General features: G+C 42.8%; 15 protein-coding genes. 3 read left to right on the plus strand and 12 right to left on the minus strand.

Annotated elements, in window-relative coordinates; translation table 11 throughout:
* Window positions 1–20: 20 nt before the first annotated feature.
* The 8 genes from hutG to PW252_RS07440 all read right to left on the minus strand — a co-directional run bounded on the left by hutG (window position 21) and on the right by PW252_RS07440 (window position 9,979).
* Entirely contained in the window at window positions 21–1,016 is a 996-nt protein-coding gene (gene hutG, locus PW252_RS07405; protein WP_248049012.1) for a formimidoylglutamase, read from the minus strand.
* Window positions 1,017–1,140: 124 nt separating this feature from the next.
* Window positions 1,141–2,685 (minus strand): histidine ammonia-lyase, encoded by a 1,545-nt coding sequence (gene hutH, locus PW252_RS07410; protein WP_248049013.1) that lies wholly within the window; start codon window positions 2,683–2,685, stop codon window positions 1,141–1,143.
* Window positions 2,686–2,719: 34 nt separating this feature from the next.
* Window positions 2,720–4,033, minus strand: coding sequence for an APC family permease (locus PW252_RS07415; protein WP_248049014.1), 1,314 nt, complete (start codon window positions 4,031–4,033; stop codon window positions 2,720–2,722).
* Between the two features lie 23 nt (window positions 4,034–4,056).
* On the minus strand, window positions 4,057–4,668 hold the full coding sequence (locus PW252_RS07420) for a HutD family protein (RefSeq protein ID WP_248049016.1): 612 nt from the start codon (window positions 4,666–4,668) through the stop codon (window positions 4,057–4,059).
* Between the two features lie 13 nt (window positions 4,669–4,681).
* Window positions 4,682–6,355 carry a formate--tetrahydrofolate ligase gene (locus PW252_RS07425; protein ID WP_248049018.1) on the minus strand — a complete coding sequence of 558 codons (1,674 nt, stop codon included), beginning with the start codon at window positions 6,353–6,355 and terminating at the stop codon, window positions 4,682–4,684.
* Window positions 6,356–6,366: 11 nt separating this feature from the next.
* Window positions 6,367–6,993, minus strand: a complete 627-nt coding sequence (locus tag PW252_RS07430; RefSeq protein ID WP_248049020.1) for a cyclodeaminase/cyclohydrolase family protein — start codon at window positions 6,991–6,993, stop codon at window positions 6,367–6,369.
* Window positions 6,994–7,005: 12 nt separating this feature from the next.
* Window positions 7,006–7,905: a glutamate formimidoyltransferase gene (ftcD, locus tag PW252_RS07435; protein ID WP_172081523.1), complete on the minus strand. Its 900-nt coding sequence runs from the start codon at window positions 7,903–7,905 to the stop codon at window positions 7,006–7,008.
* A gap of 40 nt (window positions 7,906–7,945) precedes the next feature.
* On the minus strand, window positions 7,946–9,979 hold the full coding sequence (locus PW252_RS07440; RefSeq protein ID WP_172028578.1) for a urocanate hydratase: 2,034 nt from the start codon (window positions 9,977–9,979) through the stop codon (window positions 7,946–7,948).
* 233 nt (window positions 9,980–10,212) lie between these two features.
* On the opposite strand from PW252_RS07440, the gene hutI reads away from it, so the two are divergent.
* On the plus strand, window positions 10,213–11,463 hold the full coding sequence (gene hutI / locus PW252_RS07445) for an imidazolonepropionase (protein ID WP_248049022.1): 1,251 nt from the start codon (window positions 10,213–10,215) through the stop codon (window positions 11,461–11,463).
* Between the two features lie 48 nt (window positions 11,464–11,511).
* Here the strand turns inward: hutI and metG are convergent, their stop codons facing one another.
* Window positions 11,512–13,515 (minus strand): methionine--tRNA ligase, encoded by a 2,004-nt coding sequence (gene metG / locus PW252_RS07450; RefSeq protein WP_248049023.1) that lies wholly within the window; start codon window positions 13,513–13,515, stop codon window positions 11,512–11,514.
* Window positions 13,516–13,669: 154 nt separating this feature from the next.
* Between metG and PW252_RS07455 the strand changes: the two genes are divergently transcribed.
* Window positions 13,670–14,263 (plus strand): DUF1361 domain-containing protein, encoded by a 594-nt coding sequence (locus tag PW252_RS07455; protein ID WP_248049025.1) that lies wholly within the window; start codon window positions 13,670–13,672, stop codon window positions 14,261–14,263.
* 149 nt (window positions 14,264–14,412) lie between these two features.
* The gene (locus tag PW252_RS07460; protein WP_172050779.1) at window positions 14,413–15,006 is read left to right on the plus strand and encodes a DUF1361 domain-containing protein; all 594 of its coding nucleotides are present in this window, start codon (window positions 14,413–14,415) and stop codon (window positions 15,004–15,006) included.
* Window positions 15,007–15,044: 38 nt separating this feature from the next.
* Here the strand turns inward: PW252_RS07460 and PW252_RS07465 are convergent, their stop codons facing one another.
* From PW252_RS07465 to PW252_RS07475, 3 genes are all read right to left on the minus strand, one after another.
* Window positions 15,045–15,791: a secretory pathway Sec39 family protein gene (locus PW252_RS07465; RefSeq protein WP_248049027.1), complete on the minus strand. Its 747-nt coding sequence runs from the start codon at window positions 15,789–15,791 to the stop codon at window positions 15,045–15,047.
* Window positions 15,792–15,867: 76 nt separating this feature from the next.
* Window positions 15,868–15,993, minus strand: coding sequence for a hypothetical protein (locus tag PW252_RS07470; protein WP_316716654.1), 126 nt, complete (start codon window positions 15,991–15,993; stop codon window positions 15,868–15,870).
* A 172-nt stretch (window positions 15,994–16,165) separates the two neighbouring features.
* Complete coding sequence (locus PW252_RS07475; RefSeq protein ID WP_248049029.1) at window positions 16,166–17,347, minus strand: hypothetical protein; 1,182 nt, start codon at window positions 17,345–17,347, stop codon at window positions 16,166–16,168.

Consider the following 17,347-nt stretch of genomic DNA (forward strand, 5'->3'; position numbering starts at 1 on the left):
TAGTTATCGTAGGAAAAGTTTTATTTTCTGTCGTGTGTTTGCACCAAAATCCGTGTCAGATAGAAGATAAGCGTTGCAGCTAAGTTAGCCGTATGGTTGTCTATATCGTGGGGCGGTGAGGTTTCCACAATATCAATACCAACAATTTTATCACTAGCCGCCAGATATTGTAAGAGTAGGACGGCTAGGTTTGGATCGATCCCAAGAGATTGAATGGCACTAACACCTGGTGCAGCTCCAACTGCAAAACAATCCATATCAATGGTCAGGTGGATAGACTGCTGACCTTGGATAAATTCATCTAAGTAAGCGCATATTTTTTCATAGCCCATTACATAGAGATTTTGTCCTGTTAAAAAGGAAATAGCTTCTGATTTGGCAACAAAGTCAAAGAGAAAAAGATTGGTATTATGTTCTTGGATCCCTAAGGCTAAGTAAGGAAATTCATAGCCCCTCGCCTTACAGTCATCGTAAATCTGCCGAAAACCAGTACCAGAATTTGGACCAGTCTGGTCATAAGGGCGAAGATCAAAATGTGCATCGAAGTTGATAACAGCGACAGGTTCTTCCTGTTCCAAGCCAGCCTGTAATCCCTTGTAGTGCCCATAGGCTGTTTCGTGGCCTCCACCCAGGACAATCGGAAAGAGATTTAACTCCAGCATGCGCTGAACCGCTGCAGCCAAACTGTCCTGCAATTGAGCCAAGCTACAATTGGGACCATCTATATCCCCTACATCGTAAATCTTGACTTCTTTGCCCAGATGCCAGGGAAGTTTAGCCAATTGGGTTCGGATACTGCTAGCCCCCTCTACTGCTCCAACACGTCCATGATTGATATAGACACCCTTGTCGCTCTTAAAACCAATAATCCCAAAATGCTTTCCATCAAAGCGTTTCAGCGTCTGGTCATTAAGATCGATAAATTCCATCACCATGCCCCATTTGGCAGTATAGAGATCATCATCAAACCCTCTTTGATAATAGGGATAGGTCATTGGATAATAGTTACTTAGCATGTTTTCTCCTAGTTATCGTCTTCATCATCAAACTCTGACAGAATAGGAGGTCTTGTTCCTTGATAAGACCTCCTATTTAGTATATCTATCTAACTGCTTCCTGTCAAATTCTGTTCAGGCAGGCTTATTCATACTGGATCGTCAGCGAAACCACTTCTTCTACGGCAGCCAAGAATTCTGGACTTTCAATCACAAGCGAGGCTTTATTGAGCTCGTCGTAGATTTCAATGTCTTTGTCATTTTCGATGAAATCAACCTGCTGTCTAAAGACTGTATAGGCTGGTTTGGTTCCCTTACCAAGTTTGGCACTATTTTCTTTCAAATCCAGAGCTTGACAAGCAGCCATGATTTCTGTTGCAAGGACACGGCGTGCATTTTTCAGTATTTCTCCTGCCTTACGAGCTGCAATTGTTCCCATGCTGACAAAGTCTTCTTGGTTTTCACAAGATGGAATGGAATCCACACTAGCTGGATGAGAGAGGACCTTGTTCTCGGATACTAGGGCTGCACAGGCATATTGGGTAATCATAAAGCCTGAATTGCAACCAGGGTGTTTAACCAAGAAGGACGGCAATTTGCTGAGCTGACTATTGACCAGACGTTCAACACGGCGTTCAGACACATTGCCGATTTCTGCAATCGCGATACCCAACAAATCAAATGGCTGAGCCATGGGTTCTCCGTGGAAATTCCCTCCTGAAATAACGTGGCCATTCTTACAAATGATTGGATTGTCCGTAACAGAGTTGATTTCGATTTCTACTTTTTCTTTGACATAGGCTATCGAATCCTTGCTCGCTCCATGAATTTGCGGGATACAACGTAAAGTATATGGATCTTGTACGCGCTGGATAGTAGCCACTGTTGTATTGCCACTGTCTTCTAAGAGATGACGAATATTTCTTGCCGTTGCAAGTTGGCCACTTTGAGGACGGATAAGATGCAATTCTTCTTCAAATGGACTGGTAATACCATTATGAACTTCCAGTGACAATGCTCCAGCAATATCTGACAATTTCAAAAGCTGGATGGCATCGTAGGTCACTAGAGCACCGATAGCCGTCAAGACCGTTGTGCCGTTAATTAGGGCCAAGCCCTCTTTTGCTGCTAGGTGAATAATATCAATACCTGCTTGCTCCATCGCTTCCTTACCTGAAAGCAATTGCCCCTTGTAATAGGCTTTCCCCAAACCTAACATAGGTAAAACCATATGAGAAAGCGGAGCAAGGTCACCTGATGCACCCAAGGAGCCTTTTTCAGGAATAAATGGATGAACCCCCTTATTCAACATCTCCAGCAATTTTTCAACGGTTTCAAGGCGAATACCTGAATACCCTTTGACCAGAGAATTGATCCGAATTAACATAATAGCCCGAACCACATCCTCTGGTAAGGGATTGCCAAAACCGCTAGAATGGGTGCGAATCAAATTTTCTTGCAACTGAATAGTATCTTCAGTAGGGATACTAACATTACAAAGGGAACCAAAACCAGTGGTCACCCCATAGACAACCCGCTTTTCCCTGACAATATCATCTACAATTTTACGCGAAGCCAAGACATCTTCCTTAGCCTCTTCTGAAATCAAGCACTGCTGACCATCTCTAGCAACAGCTACAACATCTTCTAAAGTCAAACTTTTTCCATCTAATACAAGTGGTTTTGTCATAACTTTCATCCTTTCGTTTTTCAGGAGTGTTCCATTACACTTTCTTTCGTCCATGCATGAAGAAATATATCGCACTAGAAATCAGTAAACCGATAGCTCCATATACAAAGTTCATTGGGTTATCTCCCCAAATCATAATCAAACTAATAACTACTGCAATAGTTGGAATGACTGGTCCAAATGGCAGACGGAAAACTACCTGTGCATTCGGCTCATCTTTGCGTAATTTATTGACAGCCAGTGCTGTTGGGATGTATTGGAAGAAACGGAAGACTACACTGAGGGTAGCAAGAATTTCAAATGAACCTGATAATAATAGTATAACAGCAATGACACAAGAAATAATAATGGCTACAACTGGCGCATCCTTACTATTTTTACGAGCAATGACTGCTGGTAAGAGTCCTTCTTCTGCAATGGCAGCACCAAAACGTGGCACCATGATGGATTCACCCATGTTCAGACCAGTGATGGAAATGAGAGCCCCAATAGATACCAACCAGTAGCCAGCAGGACCAATCATCTTCACAAGAGCATCTTGTACAGGAGCCTTTGTATCCATTATACCAGAACCTAGCATGGCAATGGTACCCCCAATAATAAGCATATACAAAATAGAAACAATACTAATAGAACCTAATATAGCTCGAGGAACATTTTTTTCTGGATTTCGCATCTCACCAGCAACGATAGAGAGGGTTTCAAAACCGATAAAGCCATAGAAAATATAGATGGCTGTACCAGAAATTGCTCCCAGCAAGGTTTGTCCTTCAGATAATTGTACAAAAGGACTAAAGTTTGATAGACCTTTAGGAATAAAGATGATGGCACAAAGGGAGAAGAGAATAATCGGAATTAACTTGGCAATGGTTGCCGTAATGGTAAAGACTTTGGAGGTTCTCAAACCGGCAATGTTCATCAAGGACAAGAGAATGACCAAGCCGATACTAAGTGGAATGTTCATTCCCTCAAAGGCTGGGAAGGTGATGATGAACATCTTAGCAAAACCTGCTGCCATCGCAGCCCAGGCGAACATGGTTACCATCCAGCCTAAGATGCCGACATTAAAACCAATAAAATCACCGAAAGCACGTTTAGAATATTGGAAGGCACCGCCATTTTTTCCAAAGTAACCTGCCACCTCAGCAAAACAGACCGCCAACATGATAGTCAGGATAGCTGTTCCTAGCATAACAGCGATGGAAGCTGGACCAAGGTCCCTATAAATATTTTGCGGTAAGAGAAAGATACCAGACCCAATAACAGCGTTGATACCGTATAAGGTCGCTCCTGTCAGGGAGAATTTTGCACTCTCCTGCGTCGATAACTGTGTCTGTTTGTTTTCCATGATATGATCTCCTAAATCTTCTTCTAGATCATGTTTCTACTTAGGTCAGTTGACCTAAGTCTAGCAATAAGCGCCTTAGGCTTTTGGCAAGCTTGACAAGCAGTTAGATGAAGGTGCAGAGGAGGCAACTCATTGGTCTCAACCACCAGCAATTCCTTTGCTGCTAGATGACCACTTCCCCACCCTTCTATATGGAAATCCAAATTGACTAAGGCATAAATAAATTGAAAATCATCCCCACACTCTACTCCCCACTTGTTCTCATCCATCACCTGTAAATCAGCTTGAATACTATCGTCAAATATAATATTAAAATCCTGTGCTTTTCCTACGCATTGGATGGATTGTTCCCCCTCAAACCGATGGATGTGATAAGGAGCCAGAGTTACTTGTTCACCACTATTCATATCCTGCAAGACAATGGTTTGGTCTAAACTTAATAGAATACGGTGATAAGAAGCTAGCGAGGTAAAGGTAGATTGTTCCGTGTCCATACTTGCTGTGGACAATCGAAATTGAAAATTTCTTTCATCATAGGAAGACTGCGTAGGAAAAAGATAGAGTTGAGTGGTTCGTCCACCTGACCAAGTTGTTTCTTGGTAATCACTTGTTTTATACTGTTCAACTCTAATCATCCTTCCACCTCTCTTAGAAAAGACCTGTGATATTGCCCTGGTTGTCAATATCAATTTTTTCACTAGCAGGGACCTTTGGCAAACCTGGCATGGTCATAATATTGCCCGTCAAGGCGACGATAAAGCCAGCACCTGCTGAAACTTTGACATTGCTAATAGTCACTGTAAAGTCTGTCGGAGCTCCTAGTAGATTAGGGTTATCTGAGAAGGAATACTGAGTCTTGGCCATACAGATTGGATAGGAACCAAAACCTAGTCTTTCTAGTTCCGCTATTTCTTTTTTAGCAACTGCTGAAAGTTTTACCCCTTGACCACCATAAACTTTTGTCACAATTTTATGTAATTTGGTTTCAATACTGTCTTCTACATCATAGACAAATTGGAAATGATTTTCTTCTTGAGCAAGTTGGACAACTTTCTCTGCAAGTTGACGACCTCCTTGACCTCCATGCGCCCAAACATCAGACAGTACTACATCAACACCACGTTTGGCACAAGCAGTCGAAACTGCCTCTAATTCTGCCTCTGTATCTAGTGGGAATTTATTGATGGCAACAACCGCAGGTAAACCATAGACTTCCTGTATATTCTCCAGATGTTTTTCAAGGTTTGGTAAACCTGCAAGCACTGCTTCTACATTTTCTTGAGCCAGATCAGACTTGGCAACTCCACCATGCATTTTAAGGGCTCGGATGGTCGCTACGAGTACGACTGCAGAAGGTCGTAAACCGCTTAGACGACACTTGATGTCAATGAATTTTTCAGCCCCTAAATCCGCCCCAAAACCAGCTTCTGTCACCACATAATCTGCATATTTCAAGGCAAGTTTGGTCGCTAGGACACTGTTACAGCCATGAGCAATATTGGCAAATGGACCTCCGTGAATAAGGGCTGGAGAGTGTTCAAGGGTTTGAACAAGGTTCGGATGAATGGCATCTTTCAAGAGTGCTGCCATTGCCCCAGCTGCCTTAAGGTCCCCAGCTGTAACTGGTTGCCCTTGGAAATTATATCCGATAATGATTTTTTCCAGTCGTGCCTTCAAATCAGCTATATTTTCAGAGAGGCATAAAATGGCCATAATCTCTGATGCAACGGTAATATCGTAGCCATCTTCCCTAGGTACTCCATTTACCTTTCCATGAAGACCGTCAACAATATGGCGAAGCTGGCGGTCATTCATATCAACTACTCGCTTCCAGGTAATTCGACGGCTATCAATTCCCAAGGTATTCCCGTGGTGAATATGATTATCAATCAAGGCTGCGAGTAGGTTATTGGCTACACCGATGGCATGAAAATCTCCAGTAAAATGCAAGTTAATATCTTCCATTGGAACAACTTGGGCATAGCCACCACCTGCTGCACCACCTTTAACCCCAAAGACAGGTCCCAGAGAAGGTTCACGTAGGGCGATAATAGCCTTTTTACCAATAGCAGTCAAGGCATCGACCAAACCGACGGAAGTTGTTGTTTTTCCTTCCCCTGCTGGAGTTGGGGAAATAGCTGTTACCAAAATCAATTTCCCATCTGGTTGATCTTTCAAGGCTTCTAACTGACGACTGTCAATTTTGGCCTTGTATCTACCATATAAGGATAAACTTTCTTCTGGAATACCTAAACGGTCTGCTACCTGTCCAATGGGTTCCATTTGGACGGAATTCGCAATGTCAATATCTGATAAAACCATAGCTACCTCCTTTAAACTATGCGGAGAATGTCTTCATATACCTGGTCTGCTAGGCTAGAACCAGCTTCCAAAATAGTCTGGCCTTGTTGGCGATAGGTTGCAACAAATTCCTCATCCTTGATACCAGATAGATTGATGAGAACATTGAGCCAGGCCCCCTGCAAACCTGCCTTGAGCGAGAGGGCTGCCACCCCCAAATCACTTGCTGCATTGGTATTGGACTTGCCGACTGCCTCTGCTGTTACCTGAAGTGCCTGCAACATCGTTTCCATCATGCCAAACGGAGAGAGCGTTGCTGCCTTCAAGGCTGCCTGCATAGCCCGCCTGCGCGCTTCTTTATCTTCCTCTGTTTCCTTAGGCATATCAAAGACAGCTGAAACTTGATTAAATGCCTCTGTGTCTTCGTCTATTGCCCGCAATAAACGCTCTTGCAAGTCACCAGCTACGTTATGAATGTCTTCAATAGCAGCCTGATAGTCAGCATACTTTTTCTTCCCAAGAGTCAACTCGCACACCATTTTTGTCAATGAAATACCATTGACAGCCGAGAGAGCTGCTGCTGAGCCTCCACCTGGTGCTGGGGCATCTGAACCCAGTAATTGAGCAAATTCTGTAAGGGTTAAATCAACTAATGCCATCGGTCATACTCCTTATCCCAACAAATGATTTTCTAGTACCTGCTTGCTGTAATCAAACTCTTCCAATTGCAAGTAGTATTCTGCCACATCAACCAAGGCTTTTGCAGGTGCCAATCCAACAATTTCAGAACCAATAATCGACACACCATATCTCTTAGCCTCAAAACGAATGGTTTCAAAGGTACGATAAAGTGAGCATTTTTCCAAGTTCACCATGTTCATTGAAACCTGGGCGATATTTCTTCCTTCCAACATGACACCGATAGCTTTACAATACTTGTAGCCACCACCAGAACCACGGATAATTTTGGCAATCTTATTGGCAATTTCTAGATTGTCTGTATCCAAATTGACATTATAGGCAACTAGAGGCATCCGAGCACCTACTGCCGTAACACCTGCTGTTGGATGAATTTTTCTTTCACCGAAATCAGGCGCCCAGTCTTCTTCCAATAATTTCTCAGGCATTCCTTCAAACTGACCCTTACGGACCTTAGCTAGATTTTGTCTTTCTGGTCTACTTGCTGCTTCTTCATAGAGGAAGACTGGGATAGCCAATTCTTTATTGATACGCTCAGCCACTTTTTTAGCTAGTTGGACGCACTCCTCCATGCTGATATCTTTTACAGGGACAAATGGAAGTACATCCGTCGCTCCCATCCTTGGATGTTCACCTGTATGCTTGGTCATATCAATTTTCTCACTAGCATATTTGACCAGTTGAAAAGCTCCTTCCTGAATACTTTCCTCATCCCCCACCAAAGTAAACACACTGCGGTTATGGCTTTGGTCCGAAGAATAATCTAGCAGGGTCACACCAGGGACACTCTTAGCAGTTGCTACCAAGCCATCGATGATTTCCTGGTTACGTCCCTCTGAAAAATTTGGAATACATTCTACAAGTTTTGCCATTTGAAAACCTCTTTCTTATTATGATTGTTTAGCCGATTACTTATTTTTCAAACAATTTAGCAACAGAAGACTGAATTAAGTCCTCATCTGCCAAATAAGGAATGGTGATATGGTCTGTACCTTGACGCATTTGGTTGTACTCAATAGCCGTTTCAATCGCATGGTCATTACGAGCCCAGTTCCGACGCGCTACACCACCCATGGTATCCCAAGCAATAGCTGATTTGATAATCTCATCCACGCGCTCGCTTCCATCCAATACCAGACCAAAACCACCATTGATAGACTTACCAATACCAGTACCGCCACCATTATGGAGGGCCACAAGACTCATACCACGCGCCGCATTACCAGCGTAGCACTGAACAGCCATATCGCAAGTCACATTTGAACCATCCTTGATATTGGATGTTTCACGGAATGGGGAATCAGTACCTGATACATCGTGATGGTCGCGGCCTAGCATAACAGGCCCAATTTTCCCTTGACGAATGAGCTCATTGAACTTCAGCGCAATATTGACACGACCCATGCAATCTTGGTACAAAATCCGTGCCTGAGTTCCTACGACCAACTGATTTTTCTCTGCGTCGCGGATCCAGTTGTAATTATCACGATCTTGGTAACGGCGAGTTGGATCAATCACATCCATAGCAGCCTTGTCTGTAGTAATCAAGTCCTCATGCTTGCCACTCAAACAAACCCAACGGAATGGACCGTAACCATAGTCAAAGAGCATAGGTCCCATGATATCTTCTACATAAGAAGGCCAGATAAAGCCATCTTTATCATCCAGACCATTCTTAGAAATTTCTTTGATACCTGAGTCATAAACTGACTTCATAAAGGCATTACCATAATCGAAGAAATAGGTTCCTCGGTCAGTCAGGGTCTTAATAGCTTGATAATGACGTTCCAGGGTTTTATCCACTAGACCAACAAAGCTTTCCTTATCCTCTGCGAGTAAACGAGTACGCTCCTCAAAGCTAATACCGACTGGACAGTAACCTCCATCATAGACATTGTGACATGAGGTTTGGTCAGAGAGAAGATCAACTGGAATATTCTTTTCAACCACATATTCCAGCAAATCTACAATATTTCCATGATAGGCGATTGAGGTAGATTGGCCTTTCTCTTTCGCAGCCAAGGCCAAGGTCAGAGCTTCTTCTGGACTTTCTGCCAACTGACTAATCCAACCTTGTGAATGGCGGGTTTCAATCCGTGACTGGTCTACCTCGGCTACAATAGCAACTGCCTTAGCAATTTCAGCAGCCTTGCCCTGAGCTCCACTCATTCCACCTAAACCAGATGAAATAAAGAGTTTACCTGTCAAATCCCCATCATCAGCTACACCCAATTTCAAGCGACCAGCATTGAGAAGTGTATTGAAGGTACCGTGAACAATTCCCTGTGGTCCAATATACATCCAGCCACCAGCTGTCATCTGACCATAATTGGTCACTCCCATTTCCTCAGCGATTTCCCAGTCCTTCATGTTGTCGTATTCACCAACCAACAAACCATTGGTAATAATGACACGCGGTGCCTCTGGTTTGGATTTAAATAGACCTAATGGATGACCTGATTCTACTACCAAGGTCTGTTCTTCTGTCATGACCTCCAGGTATTTTTTGATCAAACAATACTGCATCCAGTTGGCACAGACCGAACCTGTTTCCCCATAAGTGACTAACTCGTAAGGATACAAGGCAATTTCAAAACTGAGGTTGTTATCAATCATGACCTGCATGGCCTTGGCAGCCGTACAATTTCCCTTGTAGTCATCAATCGGCTTGCCATAAATTCTTTCTTTTGGACGCCAGCGATAGCCATAAATCCGCCCACGAGTTTTCAATTCTTCCAAGAACTCTGGTATGACTTCCTCATGGTATTTTTTTGGAATATACCGCAGGGCATTTTTTAAGGCAATCTCCGTCTGAGCCTGTGTTAACCGAAAGCCCCGGTCTGGTGCTCGTCTAATGCCTTCCTCAAAGACTGTCTTTTCAGGCAAGACATCATCTAGCTTAATGGTCATTGCTGCCGCAATATCTTTTTCTTCAAAATGTGACATAGGTCATCCTCCTTTTGAATCTAGTGCTTGTTTCCTTCCCCAGAAATAGTTCCATCTCCGAGCAAGAACTTTTTATACATTCCTAGTTTACCTTTTATCCGTCTATATAAAGTCTGTTAATATGTTATTTTAACAACTTTTTATTTTTTGAGAAAAACGATTTATTTTTGACAAAAATTTGACGGTTTTGTATTATCCTAGAACTAAGAACATCATACAAGGGAGGACGCACTATGTTCGCAGACAAAATATTGACCCATTTCAATCAGGTATTTTGCCCCAATGACCCCGGTCATCCTCTAGCTGGTAAGGAAATGGCTGCAGCCACTATCTTAGAGGATGGCTACATAGCCATCAAGGATGGAAAAATTCTTGCAACTGGGACTGGAGAGCCTCAAGCAGACTTAGTTGGCCCTGAAACGATTCTTCTTTCATGTCAAGGAAAGGTGGCTACCCCTGGACTAATCGATTGCCATACCCATCTGGTCTATGGAGGAAGCCGAGAACATGAATTTGCTCAGAAACTAGCTGGCGTTTCTTATCTGGATATTCTAGCAAATGGTGGAGGTATTTTATCCACAGTTCGAGCGACCAGAAAGGCTGATTTTGATACCCTCTATCAGAAATCCTATAAACTACTGGACTATATGCTGGACCATGGAGTGACTACCGTAGAGGCTAAAAGTGGCTACGGACTGGACTGGGAAACTGAAAAAAGGCAGTTAGAAGTGGTGCAAAAACTTCATGAGGACCACCCTATTGATTTGATTTCTACCTTTATGGCAGCCCATGCCATTCCAGAAGAATATAAGGGAAATAACCAAGCCTACTTGGACCTCATTATAGAAAGCATGTTGCCACGAGTTAAAGAAGAAAACTTGGCAGAATTCTGTGATATCTTCTGTGAGCAAGGAGTTTTTACCGCTGAAGAAGCCCGTAGCCTGCTCACAAAAGCCAAGGACATGGGCTTTAAACTCCGTATCCATGCTGATGAAATTAAAAGCATTGGTGGGGTTGACCTAGCTGCCGAACTGGGTACAGTCAGTGCCGAGCACCTGATGGTCATTACCGACCAAGGCATTGACAAACTAAGTCATGCTAAGGTGATTGGCAACCTCCTTCCAGCTACCACCTTTAGCCTGATGGAGGATACCTATGCACCCGCTCGGAAAATGCTGGATAAGGGGATGGCGATCACCCTGTCAACCGATAGCAATCCAGGCAGTTGCCCAACTGCCAACCTCCAATTTGTCATGCAACTAGGTAGCTTCATGATGCGTTTAACACCAGTTGAAATCTTGAATGCTGTGACCATCAACGCTGCCTATTCCGTAGACAGACAGACCCATATTGGTAGTTTCCACCCTGGAAAAGATGCCGACATTAGCATTTTTGATGCACCCAATATCGACTTCCTCTTCTACTTCTTCGCAACCAATTTAACAGACCAAGTCTATAAAAAAGGCCTCTGTGTCAGAGGTTAAGACAATAAAGGAAGCCTCCTCATTTGGAAGCTTCCTTTTTAAATTTTCTTACCCAATCTGACTGCCGTTTGGCACAGATGGATCGACTGTTAAGAGTGTTAAATTGTCACCATGTTCGGCTGATAGGATCATGCCCTGGCTGAGCAAGCCCATCATCTTACGTGGCTTGAGGTTGGCAACGATTTGGACTTTCTTGCCGACCAACTCTTGCTCATTTGGATAGTACTTGGCGATACCAGACAAGATTTGGCGGTCTTGTCCATCACCAGCGTCCAAACGGAACTTGAGCAACTTGTCAGAACCCTCTACTTTGGCCACTTCTTTGACTTCGGCCACGCGGATTTCCACCTTGTCAAAGTCCTCGAACTTGATCGCGGCTTTTTCGTTTTTGAGTTCCACGTCAGCTGGGTTCCACTCTTTTTCTTCCTCTTGGGAAATAGCAGAGCTACCACCCATTTGGGCTTGGATATAGGCAATTTCCTCTTCCATATCCAGACGTGGGAAGATAGGCGTGCCTTTTGCGACCACTGTCAAACCTGCTGGAAGACCTGCAAAGTCAAGATTTTCAAGGTCAAATGCTGTTCCTAAACCAAGTTGTTCCATAATAGCATTTGAAGTGGCCATCATAAATGGCTGAATGAGGTGAGCCACCACACGAAGACCTGCCGTCAAGTGGGCCATCACCGCTGCCAACTTATCACGGTCGGCTTCTTCTTTTGCCAAGACCCACGGAGCTGTTTCATCGATGTACTTGTTGGTACGGGAAATGATGTTCCATACCGCTTCCAAGGCGCGTGGATAGTCAACAGCTTCCATATACTTGTGGTAGCTTGCTAAGTTTTCAGCCACTACTGCCGCCAAGTCCGCATCAAAATCAGTCACGTTGGCAACAAAAGTTGGCACCTGACCACCAAAGTACTTGTTAATCATAGCAACCGTACGGTTGAGCAAGTTTCCAAGGTCGTTGGCTAGTTCATAGTTAATACGACCTACATAGTCTTCTGGCGTGAAGGTTCCATCAGAACCAACTGGCAGACTACGCATGAGGTAGTAACGCAGTGGATCCAAGCCGAATCGCTCGACCAACATTTCTGGGTAGACTACATTGCCCTTAGACTTAGACATCTTGCCGTCTTTCATGACAAACCAGCCATGAGCGACCAAGCGGTCTGGCAACTTCATGTCCAACATCATGAGCATGATTGGCCAGTAAATGGAGTGGAAACGAAGAATGTCCTTGCCAACCATGTGGTAAACCGTCCCATTCCAGAATGTGTCGTAGTTGGCTGTTTCTTCCTGACCATAACCCAAGGCAGTTGCGTAGTTGAGCAGCGCATCTATCCAAACATAAACAACGTGTTTAGGATTTGACGGTACAGGTACACCCCATGTAAATGAAGTACGTGATACTGCCAAATCTTCCAAGCCTGGCTCGATGAAGTTTTTCATGATTTCATTGAGGCGACCATCTGGCTGGATAAAGTCTGGGTGAGCATTGAAGAACTCAACCAATTTATCCTGATACTTGCTGAGGCGAAGGAAGTAGGATTCTTCTGAAACCCAGGCAACCTCGTGACCGCTCGGAGCGATACCTCCTGTTACCTTGCCGTTTTCATCTCGGAAGACCTCTTCTAATTGGCTCTCAGTGAAGAATTCTTCGTCTGAAACAGAGTACCAACCAGAATACTCTCCCAAGTAAATGTCGTCCTGCGCCAGCAATTTTTCAAAAACAGCCGCCACCACTTCCTCGTGGTAATCGTCGGTCGTGCGGATGAACTTGTCGTAAGAGATGTCTAGCAAGTTCCAGAGCTCTTTAACGCCAACCGCCATGCCATCAACGTAGGCTTGAGGTGTCAAACCAGCTTCTTTTGCCTTCTCTTCAATCTTCTGACCATGCTCATCAAGCCCTGTCAGATAGAAGACCTCGTGGCCCATCAGACGCTTGTAGCGAGCCAAGACATCGCAGGCAATGGTCGTGTAGGCTGAACCGATGTGAAGTTTTCCAGACGGATAATAAATCGGTGTGGTAATGTAAAACGGTGTTTTTGTCATGTTTTTTTCCTTTCAACTCAGGGCAAATGAAACCCTGTTCTTGATAACACCCCATTTTATCATATTTTTGTGCAAAAACAAAGCGACTTCCCATCCACAATCCTTCTAAGATATGTTATACTAGAAGAAGTTATGAAAAAGAATGGGGTTGTCTATGTTTTCACCTAAAAATCTCTTAATCCATCTATTTTTTGTTATTATTTGTGTCGGAATGCTCTTAAATGACGTTCAAAATACCGGCCTGATGTGGAATATGCTCTGGGCCTTATTGGCCTTGGACTTTGCTATTTTGGTCCGCCAAAATAATCATACTGCCAGCAAGCTCTTGATCACACCATTTTGGCTCTTCTTCTATCCTAATACCTTCTACATTTTGACCGAACTGGTCAATCTCCAATTTACCAGCACAGCCCTCTGGGAAAGCAACAGCTTGCTCCTCTTTATGCTCTATGTCCCAGCTATTCTCTTTGGAATTATGGCTGGCGTGGAAAGTTTAGAAGCTATTTTCAAAAGCTACAATGTCAAATTCTATGGCTTGCGTTTGCTGATTATTGGTAGTCTATCCCTCTTTGCTAGCTATGCTATTTATATCGGTCGCTATGCCAATATTCGCTCTTGGGATATTTTCACGCGCCCCCTTGCTGTTCTTAATAATATGGTCGCAGCAATGTCCTGGGAAACCTTCCCTTTTATCTTTGGCTTCACCCTCATACAAATCATGGTCCTGGTCTTTGCCGTTGATGAATAAATAAGTTGAAAGAAACAGGTCAGCTGTTTCTTTTTGTTTTCTAATACTTAATCCAAGCTTAAACAAGTCCTAACAATTTGATGACAAGTCCCCATTTTCTGCCTGAATGTGATATACTAGCATTTATATTCTACAGAAAGAGGTTTGTCATGTTTACAAAGAAAAATGTTTTTATCCATATTTTTTTCCTCATCATCGCTGCCGGTCTAAAGCGTTACGGTGTCACTGCACCTGACTTGACTTGGAATATGTTTTTGGCTTTAGTAGCACTTGATTTTGCTATCCTCACCAACCACAGTAAGTCCAAGGTCATTAAGATTATTGCTGGGCTCCTCTGGCTCTTTTTCTACCCCAACACCTTTTACATGGTGACGGACATTGTCCATATGCATTTTGCAAACACAGTCCTCTGGCAACGGGAAAGCATGATCCTTTTCATGCTCTATGTCCCAAGTATTTTCTATGGGGTCATGACTGGCGTGGAAAGCCTGCGGCTGATTTTCTCTGCCTTCTCTATCAAGTCCTACTGGTTCAGGCTGTTTCTGATTGGTGGTCTTTCCCTTCTATCCAGCTTTGCCATTCACATCGGACGCTATGCACGGCTCAATTCATGGGACATCTTTACCAGACCAAGCCTGGTTGTCAGTGAAATGATTGAAGTCGTTTCCTGGGCTGCCTTGCCCTTCATCCTGGGCTTTACTTTTATTCAAATCATGGTCCTGGTCTTCTCCATTGACGAATAACAAAACCGGCAACAGCCTTGTACTGTTACCGGTTTTTCTTATCCAAAATGGAGTTGTTCAAATAGATCTTCCAAGTCGGCAATGATCTCTTGATGAAAATCCTTATAATAGGTTTTCTGGTCAGAATCTGGCAGTTTTTCAATATCTGCTAAAATGGCCTGATAGCGTCGTAGAAGGTTCTTACCAGCCACTTTATCTATCTCATCCATTTCACCGATACCTGCTGCAATGTCATCTAAACTGTCATATTTTGTCAGCATAGCCTCAGTCCACTCCCGCTTGTCCTTGTTGAGAGTGACAATCTTTTCTGTCAGCCATTCTTCATAACTTTCCTCTTCTGTCAAAGACTGGCTCGCAGTAGCCTTAGGCACTCGGTCGGATTTACTAGAACGAAGGTAATTCCGATAAAACCAAACGGCAAAAAGAATGACTAGAATGATATTGACTGGAAAAACAAAGCTAAGGGTGAACAGTACGGTCAGCCACAAGATCAACTTGACATTTCTTGCCGCCTGCTCTGCACGTCTGTTCTTCTCCTCCCACTCGTCCAATATAGCCTGGGCTTGTGCAGTATAGGTTTCAACCAATTTTGCCAGTCGGACCTTTTTCTCTGGGTCATCTTCCAACTCCATAGCCAAATAGGCTTGATTGGCTCGAGCCTTGGCTGCTTCATAGGTCTGAACTGTCGCCAAATAGGCCGCATTGCTATTCATCTGATTCAGCAAGCGGTCCGTCTGCCCTTTGATAAAAGTCCGATCTCTTGATGTTAATTTACGGTAAGGCATGGCAACCCCTCCCTGTATATCTGAAATATACTAGCATTTTGCGCTAGCCTGTGTTCTTTTGCAATGCTCGTAACTATTATTTTCTTCTGCCAAACAATAGGCATAAAATGACCCAAGCACCTGCCAATGCGACAATGATTACAGGTGAGGCCCAGAGTAAGATAAAAAACCAAATAAAGAGTTTCATAAAGAGTTCTTCCATTTGTCTTTCCTCCTACTTCCTACGTCTGAGACCAATCGTTATAGCGATAATGCCTACCAGATAACAAATCGCAAATGTAAAAAATAGAAATGCTCCCATATATTTCTCCTTTGATCTACAAATAATTAAAATTGTGCATGTAGTCAAACATCTAAAATATCTGTCTCTAGAATTATTCCAAAAGATCTCTGTACTCAAATTCACTCATCTTAGTGTCAAGTAACCTACGAGCAATTTGATATTCTCTAACTTCATCTTTGTTTAAATGTTTGATAGCCTTTTGTTGAAACCTCTGATAAGTATGAATAAAATCAATAATCTCCTGCCTTTCAACAAGTTCATGGTCAAATAATTCTGGATTGAAATGAATCTTGGCTAATTTTTCCAAGGTTTCTTCGTATAAGTTATAGTGTGCCATATGCTCTGCCAATAACTCTTGATGACAAGTCTTGGACTGAATCATGCTAACAATTTGATTGGTATATTTCACTACTTGTATATGTGAAGAAATCAAATCTGGGTCATGATCCAAAAGATGAACTAACTTAGACTTCTCTGGATCTCTAAGTTCTACTTCGTTCGTAAAATTTTCTATACAAGCTTCAAGTCCTGAAAGAAATTCAAGGCTCTCAATATCCCTCATCTCTGCAACCAAAACACTACTAAATTCCTCCTTCAACTCATTAAGCCTGGTGATAATCGCATAAGCATAATTTAGTTTCGTTCGCGGTTGCAACTCATAAGAAAATGGATTTTCTAAATCCTCCATCCAAGCATCGACTCTTTCTACTAGATTCGTTACTTCTTCACGGAAGTCTTCCGAATCGATAGTTGCATACATCATTTTACTCTCAGCCAAGTAATTTATTGGTTGCTCTTGAAAATTTAATTTTGACATAGTAAGTACAAACTCTTTTTGTTCAGGATCCCTCATTTTCACCTCATAAGTAAATTCAGACAAAATACTTATAAAACCTACATAACGGCTCATCAATGGCACATATCCCGTTGCGTAATACAACTCATCCTTAAAATGCTCCATTTCATTTAAAATGAAATAGCCCTGTTCTAGCACATCCCTAGTTTGATATTCATAAGGACTCTTTTCTTTCAGGTTAATGATCCAATTTCTAGACTTTAAAATTAGCTGGTTATGTAATGTTAGATAATAAGATAAATTTTGAATAGGGTAGATTTTCTGCTCATCCTCCTGATTTTCAAATTCATCTTTTGCTTTTGACTGCATATTTAAAGAGGATTCATTCTCCCCTTTATAATACAGGCTGAGTAATATAAACAATAGCGGAAAAGTGATATACCAATATTTAAAAAAGAGTATTATTGGATGATTCAT

The organism is Streptococcus sp. 29887 (genome assembly GCF_032595075.1).
Taxonomy (GTDB): Bacteria; Bacillota; Bacilli; order Lactobacillales; family Streptococcaceae; genus Streptococcus; species Streptococcus iners.